This window comes from Salinithrix halophila, from assembly GCF_042650125.1.
Classification (GTDB): domain Bacteria; phylum Bacillota; class Bacilli; order Thermoactinomycetales; family DSM-45169; genus Salinithrix; species Salinithrix halophila.
The window spans coordinates 258,375-276,531 of sequence record NZ_JBHSAP010000009.1 but is presented as its reverse complement, the minus strand read 5'-3'; the positions used below and the strand labels follow the sequence as shown (position 1 = coordinate 276,531).

Here is an 18,157-nt window from a genome sequence, read left to right as displayed (position 1 = left end):
GAAAAAACAAGGGATCCCCCATTCACAAAGAATGGGGGATCCTTGCCTTATCAGGCATGGGAGCGGCGTTTGAATACCATGTAGAGCAAGTAACCCAACAATACAACAGCCACAGTAACGACGGTGATCAGGCCGAAATACTCTTCGATGAAACTTTTGGCTTTTTGGCCGAGCCAGAGGATAATGAACGCTACCAGAAAAAAGCGACACCCCCGCCCGAGAATGGACCACAGGATCAGTTCCCGTTTTTTTACCTGGCTCATTCCCGAGGCGATCGTAAACACTTTATAAGGGATGGGGGTGAACCCGGCAATCGCCAGCGTGAATCCGCCATACCGGTCGAAATAAGCTTCCACTTTCTCCACCGTCTCCTGCTTAAAAAAGCGCAACATCACAGGGCGGCCAAATCGACGACCAATCCACCAGCCAAACACAGCACCGGATACCGAACCGATGGTGGTAACCAGGGCGAACCATAGAGTTAGTTCAGGCTGCGCGATCCCAAGAGCGATGAGAAGTACATCCGGAGGAATCGGAAAAAAAGAAGCTTCAGTAAAGGAAACAAAAGCCAAACCCCATGAGCCATAAGCAAGGCACCATTCCACAATCGCATCGAACCAGTATGAAATCATGAAGTTCTATCCTCCCTGTTCTCATGCCCTTTTCATCTTAGCATGGGCCTGTTTAACCCACAAGGAGTTCACTCTTTGTTTTGGATTTTTCCAATCGATGGAGATCACAGGCGCTGTCACCGTATTCGGTTTTGCATCAAACTGCCATTTTACCTGGTGCATCTGGGAGCATACTAAAAACAGATCGGACAGAGGGGAGGGATATCCCATGAGCAAGAACAAGAAAAAGCATCAGAAAGAGAAGGATAAACGCCATTTTGAAACGCCAGTGGCTGTTGACCAGCCGACAGACTCCCCGGATGTGGTGCGGGTGGATGAGGAGATTGGCGATGAATTTCCCGCTGCCGACGAAGTGACTTATCGGGGTAGAATGTCGCCGGAAGGCGGAGTTGACGAAGTGGAATATAAAGGAGAGGACCTTGACCGCGCGGCGGATCAAGTACAGTTTGGCAGCGGTGTCGGTGCTTTCGGAAATGACGATGTTGAATTTGGTCAAGATACCGAAGAACAACGCCCCAGAAGGAATGATGACGTAGAGGCAGCTGCCGAGGTAGCTCCAACGGCGGGTCCGATGGCGAGGGAGAGGGACGAACAGGGTGCACAAACTCAGGATCAGGGCAACGTTCTCGGAACGGTCAGTATCATCCTGTCCGTACTCGCCTTTTTCCTGGTCCCCTTCCTTTTGGGCCCAGCTGGAATCGTATTGGGCATTATTAGCGCCCGGCGTGGCAGCAGACTGGGTTGGTGGGCAGTAGGCCTCGGTTCTGTAGCGATCATTCTGACGGTGTTTATCGCCCCGATTGTGGGCTTCTAAACAAGGCGAAATAAATAAGCCACCCCATACCGTGATGGGGTGGCTTCCGCCTGTTAAGGAGGAATCGAAAAAAACTTGCTCTCCGAATTTATATCATGTTATAATAACAATTGTCGCTACAAGGAAATGGACGATAAATATCAGGCGGATGTAGTTCAATGGTAGAACTCCAGCTTCCCAAGCTGGTAACGCGGGTTCGATTCCCGTCATCCGCTCCAACGTAAAGACCGCTGCACTTTTTCGTGTAGCGGTCTTTTTATCATTCCTCTGAGGGGAAAGAAATGACTGGGGTGGACAAGTCCATGCAGGTGATGGAAAATAAAAGTTGAAATAGATTGAAAAAGGGGGAGGGGACATCATGAAAGCGAAAGAGGAGATTTTGCAGGATTGGAAGCGTTCCCGTGCCTACACCGAAAGCATCTTGGATGCCATGCCGGAGGAAAAAGGAGATTATAAACCTGCCGGGGATGTCATGAGTTTTCGGCAGCAACTTCTCCATATCCTATATGCCGAAGAATGGTTTCTGCGCGGGATGATCGAGGGGAATTGGGAAAAGAGTTCGGCGTTTGCCCCCGAAAACCACCCGGATCTTGCTGCTGTCAAAGATGCTTTTCGGACAACCACCCCCCTGCATGAGAGTTGGATCAGCCAGATCGAAGACTTGGAAGCAAAGGTGAAGACCCCGATTTCGGAGCAACTTATTACCCGGAAAGCACTCCTGATGAAGTTGATCCTTCATGAGGCCCATCATCGGGGGCAATTGGTCATCTATCTTCGTATGAACGGATTAACACCGCCGTCGTTTCGAATCTAAAGGAAATCGTGGTTAGGGGATTCAATTCGAAGCAGCAGGAAAAGGGAGGAGATTGCATGGATCGGGACCAGTATGTGAACGAATGGTTTGCTCAAGAAGATGATGTCCTGCAATCGATCACTGTCGGACTGAAAAAGCGGGAGATGCCCCAGATTTCTGTGCCTCCCTCTGTCGGTAAAGCCCTCTATATGTTGGTCAAAATTTGCGGGGCCCACAATGTGTTGGAAATTGGGGGGTTAGGGGGATACAGTTCTATCTGGATGGCTCGAGCATTGCCGTCAGATGGCCATCTCATCTCTCTGGAGATCAATCCGGACCATGCCGCTTTCGCCGTTGAAAATGTTGAAAAAGCGGGCCTTTCAAATAAAGTGCGCTACCAAGTGGGAGATGCCCGAAAAAGTCTGGAGTCTCTGGAGTCCCAGCGAAAACAGTTTGATTTCTTTTTTATCGATGCGGATAAAGAAAGTTATCCTTATTACCTGGAGAAAGCCATCCGGATGAGTACCCCAGGTGCCCTCATCGTGATGGATAATATGTTCCTCCAGGATCGCATTTTTGACTCCTCGAATCAGGACTCTGATGTGGAGGGAATCCGACGCACCAATAACCTTCTCTCCCAGGATGAACACCTGGATGCCACCCTGTTGACGGTGGGAGATGGGCTGGCCGTCGCTCGGGTCAAATAATCGCTACAAAAACCTAGAAAGGGATTCCTGCCTGAAAATCAGGTGGGATTTTTTGCGGTTGCCCCCTTGGAGGAGAGGGAATAACCCGATGGATTTTTCACATGAAAGGAGAATGGGATGTCTAACCAGCTGCCACAGCTTGCACACGATCCGGGGCATAATCAGTCGGGATTTCTCGGTTGGATTGAAAAAACTGGGAATCGACTGCCCCATCCTTTTTGGCTGTTTACAATCCTCTCTCTTATCGTGATCGTTGCTTCCTGTTTATTAAATAGCCTGGGAGTGGAGATGAAGCATCCCGATCCCGATGAGGGGATGATTCAGGTCAAAAGCCTGGTGTCCGATGAAGGAATTCGTTGGCTGGCAAAGGGTATGATTGATAATTTTGTCGGTTTTGCTCCTCTTGGCCTGGTAACCGTGCTGATGTTCGGGATCGGCCTGGCGCAGGAAGTTGGCTTTATCCAATCATGCCTCCGTCTTTTCATCATGAAGATGCCTGGGCGTCTCCTGACGTATTCGACGGTTTTTGCGGGTATTATCGGAAACCTGGCCTCTGACGCTGCTTTTATCATCATACCGCCTCTAGCGGCGATGATGTTCTATGCGGTGGGACGTCACCCTCTTGCCGGTCTGGCTGCCGGGTTTGCAGGTGTAGGCTCAGGATTTACCGCCAATCTATTGATCACCCCGACGGACGTTCTTCTCTCAGGGATTGCGACGGAAGTTGCCTCATCCGTTTATAAGACAGCAGACGTTACGCCGGTGGACAACTACTTTTTTATGATTGCCTCGGTTCCGGTCCTGACCTTGGTCGGAGGGTTGGTCACTGATAAGATCGTGGAGCGTCGGCTTGGGGTCTATAAACAGGAGGTGGACGTGGATATTCACGAACTAAAACCGGAGGAGAAAAAAGGGTTGCGAGCCGCCGGATGGACGATCCTAATCTATGGGGTTCTGCTGGCGTTTACCGTCGTCCCCGAGGGAGCACCCTTGCGAAACCCCGAGACCGACGGGATTGTTCCCTCTCCCTTCCTGGATGCAATCGTTCCCTTTACCCTGTTTTTATTCATCTTCGGGGCTGTTGCTTACGGGATCCCTGCCGGCAAGATAAAAAACGCCGGTGATATCCCTGAACGGATGGCCAACGCGATGAAAGACTTGGCCCACTATTTTGTCCTTATCTTTGCCGCCTCCCAGTTTGTCGCCTATTTTGAATGGAGCAACCTAGGGTTGTGGCTTGCGCGGAGTGGGGCGGATTTCATCCAGTGGCTGGGCCTTGGATCCATCCCAGCCTTAATCGGTTTCATCCTGCTGCAGGCGTTTCTCAATTTATTTATTTTTAGCGGATCGGCTCAATGGGCGCTGATGGCGCCGATTTTTATTCCGATGTTGATGGTGGCCAACCAATACGATCCGGCTTTGATTCAGGTTGCTTATCGGATTGCGGATTCTTCGACCAATACGATTACGCCGCTAAATCCGTATATCCCTCTCATCCTAACTTTCATGGCTAAGTATGATAAGCGGGCGGGCTTTGGAACCCTCTTTTCAATGATGCTTCCTTTCGCCCTCGCGTTCCTCGGAGTCTGGACGGCCATGTTGATTCTTTGGATCTTGTTGGGCCTTCCCCTTGGTCCAGGTGTGGAACTGTTTCTAAATTGATTCAGTATGAAAAACACCTCCGCCAATAGCGGAGGTGTTTTTAGACTGTTACGATCCGATGCCTTCTAGTTGAACGTCAATATTGCCGCGGGTAGCTTTGGAGTAAGGGCAGACCTCGTGAGCGGCCTTTACGAGCTTCTGGGCTTCTTTATGGGAGACGCCGGGAATCTTGACGGTGAGCTTCACGGCCAGCTTGAATCCGCCGTCCGCATCATCCTTGCCGATGGATACATCGGCGGTGATTTCCGGATCCTTGTCCAGCGTTACCTTGTGTTTTCTGGCCACGAGGGCGAGAGCGCTTCCGAAACAGGCAGAGTAGCCGGCAGCGAAGAGTTGCTCAGGGTTAGTAGCTTGTCCGCCAGAGCCGCCCATCTCTTTTGGCATGCTGATATTCAGATCTAGAATGCCGTCTGAAGACTTCACACGGCCGTCCCGACCGCCAACAGTTGTGGCTCGGGCAGTGTATTGGGGTTTCATGTCAGATGCTCCCTTCCCTTAGTTCTACCCATACTCTTACCGCCCAGCCCTTTTTTCAAACTTGGGGGTAAATCGTACCGTAAGCGGATAGCCGCTCAAGTCAGGGGAGGAGTCGTTTCAGTCTAGGATGCTCCCGGAGTTTGTTCATTTGTTTCGATACCAAAGGATAGCGGGCTTCCAGGCGATCAAGCATTCGTTTGGCCCAAGGGGATGTTTTTGACAAGATCAAGAAACCGAGCATCAGGAATACAACACCGTGTAAGACGGGAAGGATGATTCCCGCGATACCGAGCAACACGAAAAACCATCCTAATATTTGACCGCAGATAATTTTGAACCGTTTTTTCGTCATGGGATGAAAACCACTTCTCTTTCACAGATTTAAAGTCGGTAAGACGGGGCTTTATCTATTATTTACCCCCTGGATCTTTGTAGTCATGCTTGCTTTTCTTTCACATGATTCAACGGAATTGGGGAGAAAAGGGTGTCACTAAATAGGGGAAAAATTCAGCTTTGCCGCCATATACTCAAACGAGGGGACCGTATTTCATAACGGGCCGGGAAGGCGCGTATACATGTGTCGGAGGGATGCGGCATGATTGTGGCGGTGGATTGTGGAAGAAGTTATGTCAAAGTGATCACAGAGGGGCAAGCCTTCCTCTTTCCCAGCAAAGTAAGTGGTTGGAGGCAACGGAATTATCGGCAGGATTTGGCAGGGGACATTGAATTAGAATACCAGGGAAGGCGTTGGTTCGTCGGTAAACTGGCGGAGAGGGAGGGGGAGTTCACCCGGCAGGCGATGCAGGAGACCAAGGCGGTGGAAGAAACCCTGATCCTGACCATGGCCGGTCTACACTTGGCGGGCAGCCATGGAAAAATCATCCTGGTGACGGGACTTCCCATCGGTAACTTCACCGATGTTGAACAGAAGGCGATTAAACGGCTCCTGGAGGGACCTCACCATGTCAAGTTGAACAAGGTGGAGCGAACCTTTTATGTGAAGAAGGTATACACCACGATCGAGGGGGGCGGCGCCTTTTTTTCCGCGCCTCGGATGGGACTCGTTCGCATCATCGATGTCGGGGCCAAGACGACCAACTATGCCACATTCCGGGATAAAGTATTTATCGACCGGGAATCGGGAACCCTGCCGATCGGATGGGAGACGGTCAAGGTATCCAATCTTAAAGAGATGGCCGACCTGATCGCGGGAACCGTTTCTAAAACTTGGTCTAACGGAGATATTGTCATGTTGGTTGGAGGCATGGCGAGGAAACTGGAGCCCTTCGTCCAAGATCATTTCCGTCACGCCTTTGCTTTGGAGGACCCTCAAATGGCTAATGTCCGGGGCTATTTTGAAATTGGGAAGGCCATGATTCGGTGAGTTACAAGAAAATGAAGTGTGTCTCCTTTGACATGGCGGAACGGTCGGACCGAGCGCTTTACGATATGGTTAGTCGAAATAGGGAAGATTTTAGTGATCTAGTGAAAAAACTTCTTTTTTCCTGGGCTTATGGATATCAGAAACCGGAGAAAGAAGAGCCTCGGGATCAAGGGGAAGACATACGTAACAGTGGAGTCCCTTTCGGGTGAAAAAGCAGGCGATAGAAGCCTGCTTTTTTCATGGTTTCGAAAGGATTCATCTCGTTCATTGTGGAAATGGATCCATGAAGTTTTTGCATTTCGGATAAAAAGGAGGCGATCTGATGGGAGCTGTTTTGGAACAGATAAGAAAAGAACTGAACAGGAAACAAGTGGAAGAGGCTCTCCGCTGGTTCGCCAACGTCCGATCCGGCAAAGAGGAGCCCCATCTCTGGGATGAACGGGATTGTATCCTAAAGGTATTCGATGTCTTGAGCCCCATTCTAAGCGATGTTCTCCAGGCTCCGGAAAAAACTCGCGAAGGTCTGCTCAAGGGGCTGGGCGGGGCAGAAGAAGGGCAAGATTTCATCCGATCTATGGATCAGCTCCTTTCTTGGCAAGGGTTTATTCAGCGAGACGATTTTCGGGTTTTTTTAGAGCAAACCTCCACCTGGAAAATTCAGCAGTTGTTTGTCACGCTGTTTGACAAGAGCGCAGCCCTAAAAGCCCGTGTCCGCTCCTTTCGGGAAGAAATCAATCGGATCTACGGAGAGTATCATGAAAGAGGATGGTTTCCCGCGGGGAAAAAAGAGTCTCCCAGCATCAATCCCAGGCTGATCGCGCTGCTTTTGGCCGCCTGGGATCCAGATCGCTATATCCCATACCGCCCGAAGGAGTATAGCGATTTTTTGGCCAGTATGAACCTCTCTATCCCCTACTGGGTAGAAGACAAATATGAGCTGTTCGTCGAAACGGCCCGATTCATCCTGGATGAGGGACGAGCCGGCGGCTTTCCCGTTTTCGACCTGGTCGATGTTCATCACCTGATCACTCTTTACGGAGACGAATCCTTCTCTGCAAGAGAATCAGATCCATTGATACAACCCGTATACTCCCTTCCCAGGCTTGCGGCGGATACCTACCGGAGCGAAGAGGAACTGGCGCTGTGGGTGAAAGCGGTCCACCGAAAAGGACAGGCCATTCTGTACGGGCCCCCCGGCTCCGGTAAAACCTATCTCGCCGAAAAATTGGCAGATCACCTGATTGGCGGGGGTGACGGGATACGCACATTTGTACAGTTTCATCCGGCATACGCCTATGAAGATTTTATCCAGGGGATTCGACCGGTTCCCTCCCGGGACGGGTCTCTCCACCATCAGATGGTACCGGGACGATTTGTGGAGTTTTGCCAGGAAGCGAGGGACAAAAAAGGGATTTCCGTTTTGATTATCGATGAAATCAATCGGGCCAACTTGGCGGAGGTCTTTGGCGAGCTAATGGTTCTTCTGGAGTACCGTGATCGGGAGATCCCACTGGCTGGCGGAGGAACGTTGCGTGTTCCGCCTCAAGTTCGCATTCTTGGTACGATGAACACGGCGGATCGGTCGATCGCTCTCGTGGATCATGCTCTACGCCGGCGTTTCGCTATGATACCACTCCGGACGGATTACCATATCCTAAGACGGTACCATGGCCATCGCGGACACGATGTTGAACCGTTGATCAGCCTTTTGGAATCGGTCAACCGACAGATTGCAGATTCAGATTTTGACATTGGGGTTTCTTTTTTTCTGCGTCCGAATCTCCCGACGGAATTGGAGGGAATTTGGCGAATGGAGATCGAACCGTACCTGGAGGAAGTTTTTTTCGATCAACCTGGCACAGTGGATCGTTTTCGCTGGCGCGAAGTGGAATGTGAACTGCGGGATGCGTGAATGGATCACGCTGACTGAACACGAGCCGGTCACCTTTCCACGGGAAGCTTGGAGCGATGAAGCGGGAACGATCCTTTGGGAACAATACGGCAAGCAGGTGGCTGTTGAATTCCCGTCTCCCAAAACAGGACACCGTTGGCAATTGGTTTCCCGAGGCTGGGCGGGTATCCTGCCCCTCACCCGCGAACGGGGGCTCCGTCTATTGCCAAAGGTTCCGGCCGACCATCTATTTCAGATGTTGGCGGAAGTCTATGGATTCACCCGTTTCCATTTTCCCGAGGGATTGGCAGAAGCGAAAAGCCTTGAGGGATTCGCTGACCAGTTGGTGGAGCACCTTGCCCGCATGGTCATTCACCGCTCTCGGAAAGGGTTGTACCGGAAATATACGGAAAAGCGAGGGCGATTGGCTGCGATCCGGGGCAAGTGGGAAGCATCCGCAGATGCGGGGCGTTCAGGAAAGATGAGTTTCCTTTGCCGTTACCGGCGACTGGAAGCCGATCATGAAGAGAATCAAATCCTGGCTTGGACCCTTTATCGGTCTGCGCTCGGTTCCTGGCTGGGAAGAGAAGCGCGGCGTGAGGCCCGGCGGGCATTTCACGCCCTCTGGGGGGAGGTCACCCTGCGCCCGGTGCAACCCCGAGACTGCGAAGGGCGGCACTACCATCGGCTTAACAAGGATTATGAAGCCATGCACACTGTCTGCCGCCTGTTCCTTACTCATATGTTCCCCGGCCATCGGGCAGGGGAGAATCAGGTGGTTCCTTTCCTTATCGATATGGCAGCTCTCTACGAGCGGTATGTCGCTGCCTGGTTATCCCGCCGTCTTCCGGAAGGATATCGGCTCAATGTCCAGGAGCGAGTCCGGCTTGGGGACGGGGAAGACGTCCATTTTGCGATCGATCTCGTGATCCGCCGTCCTGACGGTTCCGTCCACTCTGTGCTGGACACCAAATACAAACGTTCAGCCCAGCCTTCTGCCGCCGATTTGGCTCAGGTTGCCGCTTATGCTCTGACCCGCAAGGCGGATGAAGCTATCCTCATCTATCCGATGGTTCAGAACCATTCGTCGTTCTATCAGCTTGGTGACATCCGAATCCGGGTGCTCCCTTTTTCTTTGATGGGAGATTTGGAGGCGAACGGAGAGCGGTTGGTGAAGGAATTGTTTCAAAGAGAGAGCTCCATCTAAAAAAGACAGCCTGCTTCGGCAGGCTGTCTCTTTAGGTAAGATCAAATAGGATTCTGCTGAAAATCGGCCCCCTCTGCCTTTGAGACGTTCAGGACCCGGAAGCCCCGGGTTTCCAGGTTCTCATGGATGGCTGGCACATGCTCTGTGGGGCTTACCTTCAGCATAATGCGACGGGCGGCGGAGTCACCGGCGTCGAAGGTGACGAGACTGATGATATTGACGTCAAAGTCTTTCACCGCTTCTACGATGTGCTCCAGCTCGTGGGGGGCATCTAGAACGACGGCAAGGAGAAACCGCACACCGGGGAGATCATGGCCGTAAGTGGAGGCGAGGGCTGCCTCGATGTTGCTGATCTTCACGATGCCGAGAAAAGTGAAGCCGTCTTCATCGACGACGGGAACGAAGGGATAGCGGACGATGACGGGAAGGGTCTCCTCGAAATCACTGTCGATGGATATCGGGTCCATGGCGTGGTAAGCGTCTTTCACCGCTTTTTCCTCCAAGCTGGTTAAGAGGCTGTCATTTTCGAGGAGGGATTTCATGACGTAACTGTAACCGGTGATACCGATGAACAGGCCTTTTCCGTCAACGACGGGGATAGAATCGAGGCCATATTTCTCCAAGACCTTTAATAGTTCCCCGATAGAGGTTTCCGGTGTCACGGTGGCGATCTCTTCTCGTGGGGTCAGACATTGTTTGATAAACAACATGTATCTCCTCCTGTCGATCGGTTCCCCTCCTAAATTTCGTCGTTGCCGGGCAATCTCCTTTATTGGAAAAAAAGATAAACGGTTGGATCGGATGTAGATTTCATCGGGGAAAATTCAAAATCGTTTGTTGACGACTCCGATGGATTTCGATAGCATTGAATTAGTATTCACTCACTATCGTCGGTCAATCGATTCCACGATTGGCGGGTGAAGGAGATGAGGTTGTGATCGACTACAGCCAGTATGAGGACGGAAATGCGGTCAATTGGTATGAAAGCGATTACACCATGAAGCGCTATCTCCGACGATATCTGGCCCCTTTCCAGGAGTGGGGAGAGAAGAATCTTCTTCGTATGGGAGCGTACGCTGCCGGCCCCATGGATACTAGGGCCCGCCATACGGACCGGGGAGGAAAGCCCAGGCTCATCCGGTATGACCGTATGGGGGAGGAAGTTAACGAGGTCTGGTATAACGAGGGGTATTTGGCTACCGTTGCAGAAGGGTTTGAGTCGGGGGTGGTCGGATGGCGCTATCGGGAAGATGTTCCGGCAAAAATCCCCTTTTTCTATACCCAGCTTCTTCACATGTTGATGTCTGGGGCAGAGACGGGGTTCACGTGTCCGGTTACGCTGACCATGTCTGTTGCCTTCGTCTTGGAGAAGTTCGGCAGTGACGAGCAGAAAGAGAAGTATCTTTCTCCCCTTGTCAGCATGGATCGCAGGATCTTGGAACAAGGAGCCACTTTTCTGACAGAAGTTCAAGGGGGCTCGGATGTGGGGGCGACCCAGACCCGCGCAGTCCGGGTGGGGGACCATTGGCTCCTTACCGGGCAGAAATGGTTTGCCAGCAACTGCGACGCTGGTGTGGCCATTACCCTCGCGCGGGTTTCTGATGAGCCGGGAACAAAGGGGTTAGGGCTTTTTCTCCTTCCTCGTTTTCTGGACAACGGGAAAAAAAACAACATCACCATCCGTCGCCTTAAGGATAAGCTGGGAGTTCGGGCGGTAGCCAGTGGGGAATTGGAGCTGAACAAGGCTCAAGCTTTCCTCATTGGTGATCCAGGTAAAGGGTTCAAATATATGGCAGAAGCCCTAAACGTTTCACGAATGTGTACGGCATCAGGGGCGCTGGCCATATCCCGCCGGGCGTTCCTGGAGGCAGCCATCCGTACCTCGAAACGGTCGGCATTCGGAAGCGTCTTGGCGGATTACCCTATGGTGAGGCAAACCCTTCTGGATATGGCAACGGATATCGAAGCGGGTTGGGCTTTAGCGGCTCGGATGCTGCTTATGATGGACCGTTGCCATACATACGGAGAACAAACCGAGGAGAGAAGCGCCCTATTACGTCTTCTTCTGGCCATGAGCAAGTATCGATTGAGCGAAAATGCCGTTATCCACGCAAAGCAGGCCTTGGAGCTCTTCGGAGGAGACGGCTATATCGAGGAACATGTAACTCCACGTCTTTTGCGGGATGCTCAGGTGAATACCGTCTGGGAAGGGCCTTCCAACATTATGGCACTGGAAATCCTCAAGATTTTGGGGAAGGAGGCAGTCCGGATAGGTGGAGGAAGTGCCATTCTGGATAACCTGCGGAAGACGCTGGAAACGATCACGCAGCCGGAGCTAGGGGCAGCCGTTCAGTGTGTGAGAGATCAGGTGGAGGAGGTGATTCTTGATACCCAGTACCTCCTTGGTGCTGATCCAATGGTGCAGAATGCACATGCTCGGCGTTTAGCCGACAAATGGATCGACCTCGCTAGCGCCGTATATCTCTTGGAAGAAGCCGATTACGACAAGGAGACGACGGGTTCGTTTCGGCTGGCGAAAATCGCCGGATACTATGTGGACCGAACCTACTGTCCCGATGTCTATGATATTCGCAGCAGAGTGTCTCCAGCGATCGATCTTTTCGATGAGGCGGTTCGTTATAAGGGAGAAGCCCTGGAAGGACAAAAAGCATGGGAGTGAGAGAAATGAAAGGACAAACCATTATTGTCACCGGTGGATCCAGCGGTATGGGAAAGGCGATGGCCACTCGTTTTTGTCGCGATGGAGCTAATGTGGTCATTACGGGGCGGAATCCTGAGAAACTGGAGGCGGCCCAGAATGAAATGTCCTCGCTGGCGGGGCAGGTTCTGACTGTTTCGATGGATGTACGAAAGCCGGAGCAGGTGGAGGAGACCGTGCAAAAAGCACGGGAAACCTTTGGCCCTATTGATGCGCTGGTCAACAATGCAGCGGGAAATTTTGTCGTCCCGGCAGAGGAACTCTCCGCTAACGGCTGGAACGCTGTCATCGATATTGTCTTGAACGGTACATGGAACTGTACACAGCGGGTGGCTAAAGATTGGATCGCTGAAGGAAAGTCTGGCTCCGTGGTAAATATCGTCGCCACCTATGCCTGGACTGGGGCGGCTGGCGTGGTTCATTCCGCCAGTGCAAAAGCGGGAGTACTGGCGATGACACGGACACTCGCAGTGGAATGGGGTCACAAATACGGCATACGCCTCAACTGTATCGCTCCTGGTGCTGTAGAGAAAACAGGCGGAGTGGAGAAATTGATCCTCGATGAGCGTATGCACAAGCGGGTGTTGGCGGGCATTCCCGCAGGCCGGTTCGGCAAGTTGGAGGAAATTGCGGGAGTGGCAGCCTTCCTCCTTTCCCCGGATGCCGCCTACATTAACGGTGACTGTATCACGATGGATGGCGGCCAGTGGATAAATGGTGCGCGCTTTATCTGATAAGGAAGAGGGCGTCCTTCCCTTCTGAAATTTTTTGAATGGATGTTTATTGGATACAACAGCGGGTATGGAAGAGAAAGAGAGTTTGTATGGCCGTGTTAACCGTCATACAGACATCTCTCTCATTCCCGCCCTTTTCTAGATAGAGCCGTCCCTCTAGGGGGTCGGCTCTTTCAGTGTAACGATGAGGTGTAGAGGATACGGTTAACAATGGATTCAGCGATGTCAATCCGTCAGGGGCAGCCGAACCCATAAGATCAATTTTTCGTTTATAGGGATGGATAAAAACACGGGTCTGCCGGGAATACATAGGGAGCAAGAGAGAGCTGACTAGGGAGAACCGGAAAAAAGGAGTCGTTGCAAGCGTGGTTGTATGGATGACGTCCATGATGATATTCGTCTTAACCACACCTAGCCCGGATACAGGGGTGATGATAGAACACCCTGTTATACAGGACCAGATCTTTTACCCCGCTTTGCCGAGGAAGAAGGGGAAACGCCCGAAAGAAGCGGCAGAACGATCCGACGACGATAGCCAAATCCAGACAGGCCACTGTCTGATCACCGATCCGCAGACGGGTCGGGTCAAAGGAGTGCGGATCCACGCGAGATTGAAAGACAGGAAAACGAGTTCCGGCACATGGCATTTTATTTATCCTATTTACCAAAGAGTGAAAGGGATTGATGGAACCCACCGATTGGAAAGGAGGCACCGGAGAATTCCCTCCCATGATGGGGAAGTTTTCTTGTCTATGAAGAATCCTGGTAAACGGAGGATTATCATCACTTGGAAGGATGAATCCACCGGTAAGGAAAAAGCGGAGTCCAGGCGTTACGATCTGGTCATCCCCGGAATCCAGATGAAGGCTGATCGAAAGGACGAACACGGTCCCACCACGATTCGGGCGAGAGTCGGCGGTAAGAAGGTGAAAGGGGATTGGTTTCTTGCGGTGGCTCGTATGAACGGAAAAATTCTGCAATTCCACCAGGGGGAACCCCGTTTTACCCTTGCTTTGATAAAAGGAAAGTACCTCGTACGCACGGTCTTCAACGGCAAAGTGGACGGAAGTCCGGTGGCGATTCACGAGACAAAGCGGTTGTGGGTTCGTGAGGGGAAAAGCGGAACTTACCGTATTAATCAAGCCTACGACAACCGGTTCGTCACTCCTGCAGAGGCTACTGAAGCCGTCAAAGGAATGGTGGAGAGCGGCCGTCTCTCTGATCCCGAACATAAATACGCCGCCCGTAGGGTTGTTTACTATTGGGCTGTTGCCTGGCTGTCCGTTCTCCTGGTCGCCGGTCTCCTCTATTTACGGGTTCGGAAGAGGAAATCCCGCCACTGATCCGTCCCGCAATACCATCCTGGAGGTTTGGATCGGGGTGGAATCGGGGATATCAGTGAAGTCGGATGAAATGCAAAGGGGAGCGGTCACATGACAGAGGGTAGAGATCGGCTGGAAGAGCGATTGCAGATGGAGATTGACCAACTGGAACGGCTGAGGCTCGAGATAAAAGAAGCAGTTCTTGAAAATTGGAAGGAGAGTTTTCACAAGGAGTTGAGGGAAAAGGTGAAATCACAGAAACGAGTAATCGCTCAATTGACCGAAGAAATACAGAAAAGCAACCGGCTGGAAGCCTAAAGGCGGTACACGTCCCATGAGTGATAGATGGAAAACAGACCATGTGAAGGAAAGCATAATTTGTCTTGATCCGGGTCACGGGGGCGTGGAGTATGGGGTGAAAGCCTATGGCCTCTCGGAAAAAGATGTCTGTCTGGATATGACCCGTCGCATCGCGGCCTATCTAAACCGGCATGGAAAGGTGAGAGGCCTTTTGACACGGGCAGGGGATACGGCTCTTGATTGGAGAGAGCGAATCCGGCAGGCTGAAGACATAGAAGCGGACTTATTGTTAAGCATTCATACAAACGGTTCCGAGAACCCCATGGAAGCAGGTTTTGAGACCTATATCAGCGGCTGTGCAGGCCTCGACTTGCGATCCCTTCAGGCGCGCCTTCATAATCACGTGGCGGCTTTCCTCCGTCCTTTTGGCATCTGGGACCGGGGGAAAAAATATGATTCCGAGTCCTATAGAGGGTGGATACCCCTCCTGGAGGAGGCTCCCTGCCCAGCGATTCAACTGGAACTGTTTTATCTTACCCATGCGGGAGAGAAGAGCTGGTATCGACACAGCCGATTCCGCGATGCCCTGGCTTTTACCATCGCTGAAGGCGCTGCCCTTCTTCTTCAACGGGAGAATCGCCTCCCTGTACGGTGAAAATTCAACCCGAGCGAAGCCCCGCCTCAGACGGGGCTTCCTTTTTTGAAATGGATTCATACTTGGAGCTGTGGCTATAGAGCGGATGGGATATCAATGCAATGCGAAACGTTCTTTATCGGAACAAGGGCTTCGTCCCCGAAGTTAGCCAATTTTGCTTTAGGCTCGGGCGGAGCCTACGGGAGAGGGTAGCGGATTGCTCCACCCGATGATCTGAGAAGGTCACGGCTTCAGCCATTCATGAGAGAAGTCGTGGAGGCGCTTTCATTTTTGCTTTCCATGGGAGTCAAAGTATGCTACGCTGATATAGAAGGTATATTGTCGACAATTAAAAAGTGGGGATAGACGATGACAGCGAAAATGATGCTCGATGGATCCCTTCCCAACCAAATTGCTAATTTTATCACAGAACAAGTGGTCAGCCAGAAGTTCAAACCAGGCGAACAGCTACGGGAAGGCGAATTGGCGGAACAGTTCGGCACTAGCAGAGCTCCTGTGCGGGAAGCGTTCTATATTTTGGAAGTGATTGGTTTGGTGGAACGGCTTCCCCGCCGAGGGTGTTTTGTTAAGGAATATTCCTATCGAGAGTTATCGGATCTGTTTGAACTGCGCTCTCTTATGGAAGGAATGGCCTTGGAACGCTTTGACCCGCAACGCTCAGCAGATCACCTGCAAAAGATGCAGGAGGTTGTTTCATCGATGCGGGAACGGGTGGCTCAAAATAACCAAGACGAATACTCTCGCCTGAATCAGATTTTCCATGAATCGATTATCCGGTTTCGAGACAGCAAATTGATTGAAACCACTTATTTTCGCATAAGTACACCCCTTCGCGTGCTGGTGAATATCTCTTTTTGGGAGAACAAAAGCATGGAGCGATCCCTAAAAGAACATGAACAGATTGTGGAGGCTCTATTGCGGGAGGATATCGGAGGAGCCAAAACGATTTTGGAAAAGCACAACCTTGCAACCATCCGCCGTTTAGAAAAATATTTCAAAACATCCTGATAGGAAGGGGGCTAATAAGGGGGGTGGAAAAATTTTTTATAAAAATTGTCGACAATCGACTAAAAATAGCCCGTCTGTACCGTCGTTTAGTGTTTTAATCCCTGATTTTTGACAATTCTGTATAGGAGAAAAGGAGGGGGACCCATGCGTGTTGCCATACACCGGGTCGAAGATAATGGAAAGATCGTGCTCCTAGAAGGGGCAGGTTTGGCCATTGTCACCTTAAACCGACCTACGCACAAAAACGCGATGACGATGAACATGTGGCAGGAATTGAAAGCGATCACACAAAGCATTCAAAAAAACAGTCGAAACCAGTGTGTGATTTTTCGTGGTGCCGGTCCGCAATTCACTGCTGGCTCCGATATCAAAGAATTTCACTGTTTGGGGGTGGAAGAAGCGGAGCGTGCCTTTATGCTGATGGAAGAGGCGATTTCCGCTGTGGAACGGCTTTCGATCCCAACGATTGCTTCGATCGACGGACCTGCTATCGGAGCGGGGATGGTACTGGCTGCTGCTTGTGATATCCGCATTGGCTCACCCCGTGCGCGTTTGGGAATTCCGATTGGGCGATTGGGTATCACCTTGAATCAAAACTTCGTCCATCGCCTGGTCCGATTGATCGGCCCCAGTCTGACGAAGGATTTGGTCTATACTGGGCGGATGCTCTATGCAGACGAAGCGCTTCGCTGGGGGCTTATCAATTATGTCAACGATGAGGAAAAGCTAGAACAAGCAACTTTGCGACTAGCCCACCGAATCATTTCACAGTCCACAGCTTCCCTCAAAGGTGTGAAAGAGGCGGTCTCCCTCTGTACACCGATCATCCAACCCGCCCCGGGAACGAGGCCGTATCCGGAGTTTGTGGATCCACAGGATTTTCCTGAAGGTGTCGCGGCTTTTGTCGAAAAAAGACCTCCTCGGTTTACCGATAAAAAGAAAAAAGCCTGAGCATATACAGAAGGGAGAGAGGCAGGATCCTTTATGGAAGGCTTCTGCATCAACAATGGAGGTTTACGGATTTTACGGCGTCAGCGGCTCGGGAAAGAGCAGCAAAGCTTTGCTGCTTGCACACCGGATGGGCATCCCGGCGATCATTGACGACGGGCTACTCATCCTTCACGGCCAGAAAATCGCAGGGGTATCTGCCAAATATGAGTTGAATCGGATCGCCGCTATCAAACGAGCCATTTTCTTCGATTCAGAACACGCTCAAAGGGTTCGGGCAGCCATTACGGCGAATGCCATCGATAAACTATTGGTTTTGGGTACTTCCCTTAACATGATTGATCGGATCGTTGACGTATTGGAGTTGCCTCGACCGATCCGATGGATTGCGATTGATGAAGTCGCCACCGCCAAGGAGATCCAATATGCCCGCTATATCCGTCATACGGAAGGTCAACATGTCATTCCTGTGCCCAAGATTGAAGTCGAACGAAATTTATTAAGCAAATGGGTTGGTAAAGCTCAGTCCGTTTTCGCTGGCGGAAAATCGGCCATTGGAGAAACGACGGTCGTTTTCCCCCCTTTTCAGCTGGGACGGGTAACGATTCGAGAAAGTTGTATTCGGGATATTGTTTATCGAAGTTGTTGTCAAGTGGAGGGCCTGTCCTCGATCCGCAAAGTGGTGGTGAACCCAAGGGATGGACATGTCACTGTTCACGTCAGATTGGCGTATGGGAAGCATTTAATGGCCGTGTGCCGCAAAATCCAGTATCACATTTGTGCGGCTTTTGAAAGGATGCAACTGTATTCTCTCTACCCTCCTCAGATTGTCATGGATGATCTGAGGGTGCCGGAACGTTTGATTGAACACGAAGATACGCCATGAAAAAAAGGAGAGAAAACG

General features: G+C 51.4%; 20 protein-coding genes and 1 tRNA gene. 17 read left to right on the top strand and 4 right to left on the bottom strand.

What is annotated here, in order from left to right:
• Nucleotides 1-50: 50 nt before the first annotated feature.
• Nucleotides 51-632 carry a YqaA family protein gene (locus tag ACFOUO_RS07615; protein WP_380703843.1) on the bottom strand — a complete coding sequence of 194 codons (582 nt, stop codon included), beginning with the start codon at nucleotides 630-632 and terminating at the stop codon, nucleotides 51-53.
• A gap of 208 nt (nucleotides 633-840) precedes the next feature.
• On the opposite strand from ACFOUO_RS07615, the gene ACFOUO_RS07610 reads away from it, so the two are divergent.
• The 5 genes from ACFOUO_RS07610 to ACFOUO_RS07590 all read left to right on the top strand — a co-directional run bounded on the left by ACFOUO_RS07610 (nucleotide 841) and on the right by ACFOUO_RS07590 (nucleotide 4,608).
• Nucleotides 841-1,446 carry a hypothetical protein gene (locus ACFOUO_RS07610; RefSeq protein WP_380703841.1) on the top strand — a complete coding sequence of 202 codons (606 nt, stop codon included), beginning with the start codon at nucleotides 841-843 and terminating at the stop codon, nucleotides 1,444-1,446.
• 144 nt (nucleotides 1,447-1,590) lie between these two features.
• Nucleotides 1,591-1,664, top strand: a tRNA-Gly gene (locus ACFOUO_RS07605).
• 140 nt (nucleotides 1,665-1,804) lie between these two features.
• Nucleotides 1,805-2,260, top strand: a complete 456-nt coding sequence (locus tag ACFOUO_RS07600) for a DinB family protein (protein WP_380703839.1) — start codon at nucleotides 1,805-1,807, stop codon at nucleotides 2,258-2,260.
• Nucleotides 2,261-2,268: 8 nt separating this feature from the next.
• On the top strand, nucleotides 2,269-2,946 hold the full coding sequence (locus ACFOUO_RS07595; RefSeq protein ID WP_380703837.1) for an O-methyltransferase: 678 nt from the start codon (nucleotides 2,269-2,271) through the stop codon (nucleotides 2,944-2,946).
• 117 nt (nucleotides 2,947-3,063) lie between these two features.
• The gene (locus tag ACFOUO_RS07590) at nucleotides 3,064-4,608 is read left to right on the top strand and encodes an AbgT family transporter (RefSeq protein WP_380703835.1); all 1,545 of its coding nucleotides are present in this window, start codon (nucleotides 3,064-3,066) and stop codon (nucleotides 4,606-4,608) included.
• A 48-nt stretch (nucleotides 4,609-4,656) separates the two neighbouring features.
• On the opposite strand, the gene ACFOUO_RS07585 is transcribed toward ACFOUO_RS07590, so the two are convergent.
• Together ACFOUO_RS07585 and ACFOUO_RS07580 are read right to left on the bottom strand one after the other, a co-directional pair.
• Nucleotides 4,657-5,085, bottom strand: coding sequence for an organic hydroperoxide resistance protein (locus tag ACFOUO_RS07585; RefSeq protein ID WP_380703833.1), 429 nt, complete (start codon nucleotides 5,083-5,085; stop codon nucleotides 4,657-4,659).
• Between the two features lie 100 nt (nucleotides 5,086-5,185).
• On the bottom strand, nucleotides 5,186-5,437 hold the full coding sequence (locus ACFOUO_RS07580) for a DUF454 family protein (RefSeq protein WP_380703831.1): 252 nt from the start codon (nucleotides 5,435-5,437) through the stop codon (nucleotides 5,186-5,188).
• A gap of 243 nt (nucleotides 5,438-5,680) precedes the next feature.
• Between ACFOUO_RS07580 and ACFOUO_RS07575 the strand changes: the two genes are divergently transcribed.
• The 4 genes from ACFOUO_RS07575 (at nucleotide 5,681) to ACFOUO_RS07560 (ending at nucleotide 9,567) form a co-directional block, all read left to right on the top strand.
• Nucleotides 5,681-6,469, top strand: coding sequence for a ParM/StbA family protein (locus ACFOUO_RS07575; RefSeq protein ID WP_380703829.1), 789 nt, complete (start codon nucleotides 5,681-5,683; stop codon nucleotides 6,467-6,469).
• Nucleotides 6,466-6,678 carry a hypothetical protein gene (locus tag ACFOUO_RS07570; protein ID WP_380703827.1) on the top strand — a complete coding sequence of 71 codons (213 nt, stop codon included), beginning with the start codon at nucleotides 6,466-6,468 and terminating at the stop codon, nucleotides 6,676-6,678. Before ACFOUO_RS07575 ends, ACFOUO_RS07570 begins: the two co-directional genes overlap by 4 nt.
• Nucleotides 6,679-6,791: 113 nt before the next feature.
• Nucleotides 6,792-8,381 carry an McrB family protein gene (locus tag ACFOUO_RS07565; RefSeq protein WP_380703824.1) on the top strand — a complete coding sequence of 530 codons (1,590 nt, stop codon included), beginning with the start codon at nucleotides 6,792-6,794 and terminating at the stop codon, nucleotides 8,379-8,381.
• Complete coding sequence (locus ACFOUO_RS07560) at nucleotides 8,374-9,567, top strand: McrC family protein (RefSeq protein ID WP_380703822.1); 1,194 nt, start codon at nucleotides 8,374-8,376, stop codon at nucleotides 9,565-9,567. The genes ACFOUO_RS07565 and ACFOUO_RS07560 overlap by 8 nt, the downstream gene beginning before the upstream one ends.
• A 41-nt stretch (nucleotides 9,568-9,608) precedes the next feature.
• On the opposite strand, the gene ACFOUO_RS07555 is transcribed toward ACFOUO_RS07560, so the two are convergent.
• Complete coding sequence (locus ACFOUO_RS07555) at nucleotides 9,609-10,277, bottom strand: CBS domain-containing protein (RefSeq protein ID WP_380703820.1); 669 nt, start codon at nucleotides 10,275-10,277, stop codon at nucleotides 9,609-9,611.
• Nucleotides 10,278-10,501: 224 nt separating this feature from the next.
• On the opposite strand from ACFOUO_RS07555, the gene ACFOUO_RS07550 reads away from it, so the two are divergent.
• From ACFOUO_RS07550 to ACFOUO_RS07515, 8 genes are all read left to right on the top strand, one after another.
• Nucleotides 10,502-12,247, top strand: a complete 1,746-nt coding sequence (locus ACFOUO_RS07550) for an acyl-CoA dehydrogenase family protein (protein WP_380703818.1) — start codon at nucleotides 10,502-10,504, stop codon at nucleotides 12,245-12,247.
• A 5-nt stretch (nucleotides 12,248-12,252) separates the two neighbouring features.
• Nucleotides 12,253-13,020, top strand: a complete 768-nt coding sequence (gene fadH, locus ACFOUO_RS07545; RefSeq protein ID WP_380703816.1) for a 2,4-dienoyl-CoA reductase — start codon at nucleotides 12,253-12,255, stop codon at nucleotides 13,018-13,020.
• A gap of 365 nt (nucleotides 13,021-13,385) precedes the next feature.
• On the top strand, nucleotides 13,386-14,363 hold the full coding sequence (locus ACFOUO_RS07540) for a hypothetical protein (RefSeq protein WP_380703814.1): 978 nt from the start codon (nucleotides 13,386-13,388) through the stop codon (nucleotides 14,361-14,363).
• 90 nt (nucleotides 14,364-14,453) lie between these two features.
• Entirely contained in the window at nucleotides 14,454-14,660 is a 207-nt protein-coding gene (locus ACFOUO_RS07535) for a hypothetical protein (protein ID WP_380703812.1), read from the top strand.
• A gap of 16 nt (nucleotides 14,661-14,676) precedes the next feature.
• Nucleotides 14,677-15,297, top strand: a complete 621-nt coding sequence (locus ACFOUO_RS07530; protein WP_380703810.1) for an N-acetylmuramoyl-L-alanine amidase family protein — start codon at nucleotides 14,677-14,679, stop codon at nucleotides 15,295-15,297.
• Between the two features lie 348 nt (nucleotides 15,298-15,645).
• Nucleotides 15,646-16,305 (top strand): GntR family transcriptional regulator, encoded by a 660-nt coding sequence (locus tag ACFOUO_RS07525; RefSeq protein ID WP_380703808.1) that lies wholly within the window; start codon nucleotides 15,646-15,648, stop codon nucleotides 16,303-16,305.
• Nucleotides 16,306-16,449: 144 nt separating this feature from the next.
• Entirely contained in the window at nucleotides 16,450-17,256 is an 807-nt protein-coding gene (locus tag ACFOUO_RS07520) for an enoyl-CoA hydratase/isomerase family protein (protein ID WP_380703806.1), read from the top strand.
• Nucleotides 17,207-18,139, top strand: coding sequence for a hypothetical protein (locus ACFOUO_RS07515; protein ID WP_380703805.1), 933 nt, complete (start codon nucleotides 17,207-17,209; stop codon nucleotides 18,137-18,139). The genes ACFOUO_RS07520 and ACFOUO_RS07515 overlap by 50 nt, the downstream gene beginning before the upstream one ends.
• Nucleotides 18,140-18,157: the final 18 nt, after the last annotated feature.

Excerpts from the sequence above, each read along its gene's own strand:
- ACFOUO_RS07615 (WP_380703843.1), bottom strand. The coding sequence starts at position 632 with ATGATTTCATACTGGTTCGATGCGATTGTGGAATGGTGCCTTGCTTAT.
- ACFOUO_RS07610 (WP_380703841.1), top strand. The coding sequence starts at position 841 with ATGAGCAAGAACAAGAAAAAGCATCAGAAAGAGAAGGATAAACGCCAT.
- ACFOUO_RS07600 (WP_380703839.1), top strand. The coding sequence starts at position 1,805 with ATGAAAGCGAAAGAGGAGATTTTGCAGGATTGGAAGCGTTCCCGTGCC.
- ACFOUO_RS07590 (WP_380703835.1), top strand. The coding sequence starts at position 3,064 with ATGTCTAACCAGCTGCCACAGCTTGCACACGATCCGGGGCATAATCAG.
- ACFOUO_RS07585 (WP_380703833.1), bottom strand. The coding sequence starts at position 5,085 with ATGAAACCCCAATACACTGCCCGAGCCACAACTGTTGGCGGTCGGGAC.
- ACFOUO_RS07580 (WP_380703831.1), bottom strand. The coding sequence starts at position 5,437 with ATGACGAAAAAACGGTTCAAAATTATCTGCGGTCAAATATTAGGATGG.
- ACFOUO_RS07575 (WP_380703829.1), top strand. The coding sequence starts at position 5,681 with ATGATTGTGGCGGTGGATTGTGGAAGAAGTTATGTCAAAGTGATCACA.
- ACFOUO_RS07565 (WP_380703824.1), top strand. The coding sequence starts at position 6,792 with ATGGGAGCTGTTTTGGAACAGATAAGAAAAGAACTGAACAGGAAACAA.
- ACFOUO_RS07560 (WP_380703822.1), top strand. The coding sequence starts at position 8,374 with ATGCGTGAATGGATCACGCTGACTGAACACGAGCCGGTCACCTTTCCA.
- ACFOUO_RS07555 (WP_380703820.1), bottom strand. The coding sequence starts at position 10,277 with ATGTTGTTTATCAAACAATGTCTGACCCCACGAGAAGAGATCGCCACC.
- fadH (WP_380703816.1), top strand. The coding sequence starts at position 12,253 with ATGAAAGGACAAACCATTATTGTCACCGGTGGATCCAGCGGTATGGGA.
- ACFOUO_RS07535 (WP_380703812.1), top strand. The coding sequence starts at position 14,454 with ATGACAGAGGGTAGAGATCGGCTGGAAGAGCGATTGCAGATGGAGATT.
- ACFOUO_RS07530 (WP_380703810.1), top strand. The coding sequence starts at position 14,677 with ATGAGTGATAGATGGAAAACAGACCATGTGAAGGAAAGCATAATTTGT.
- ACFOUO_RS07525 (WP_380703808.1), top strand. The coding sequence starts at position 15,646 with ATGACAGCGAAAATGATGCTCGATGGATCCCTTCCCAACCAAATTGCT.
- ACFOUO_RS07520 (WP_380703806.1), top strand. The coding sequence starts at position 16,450 with ATGCGTGTTGCCATACACCGGGTCGAAGATAATGGAAAGATCGTGCTC.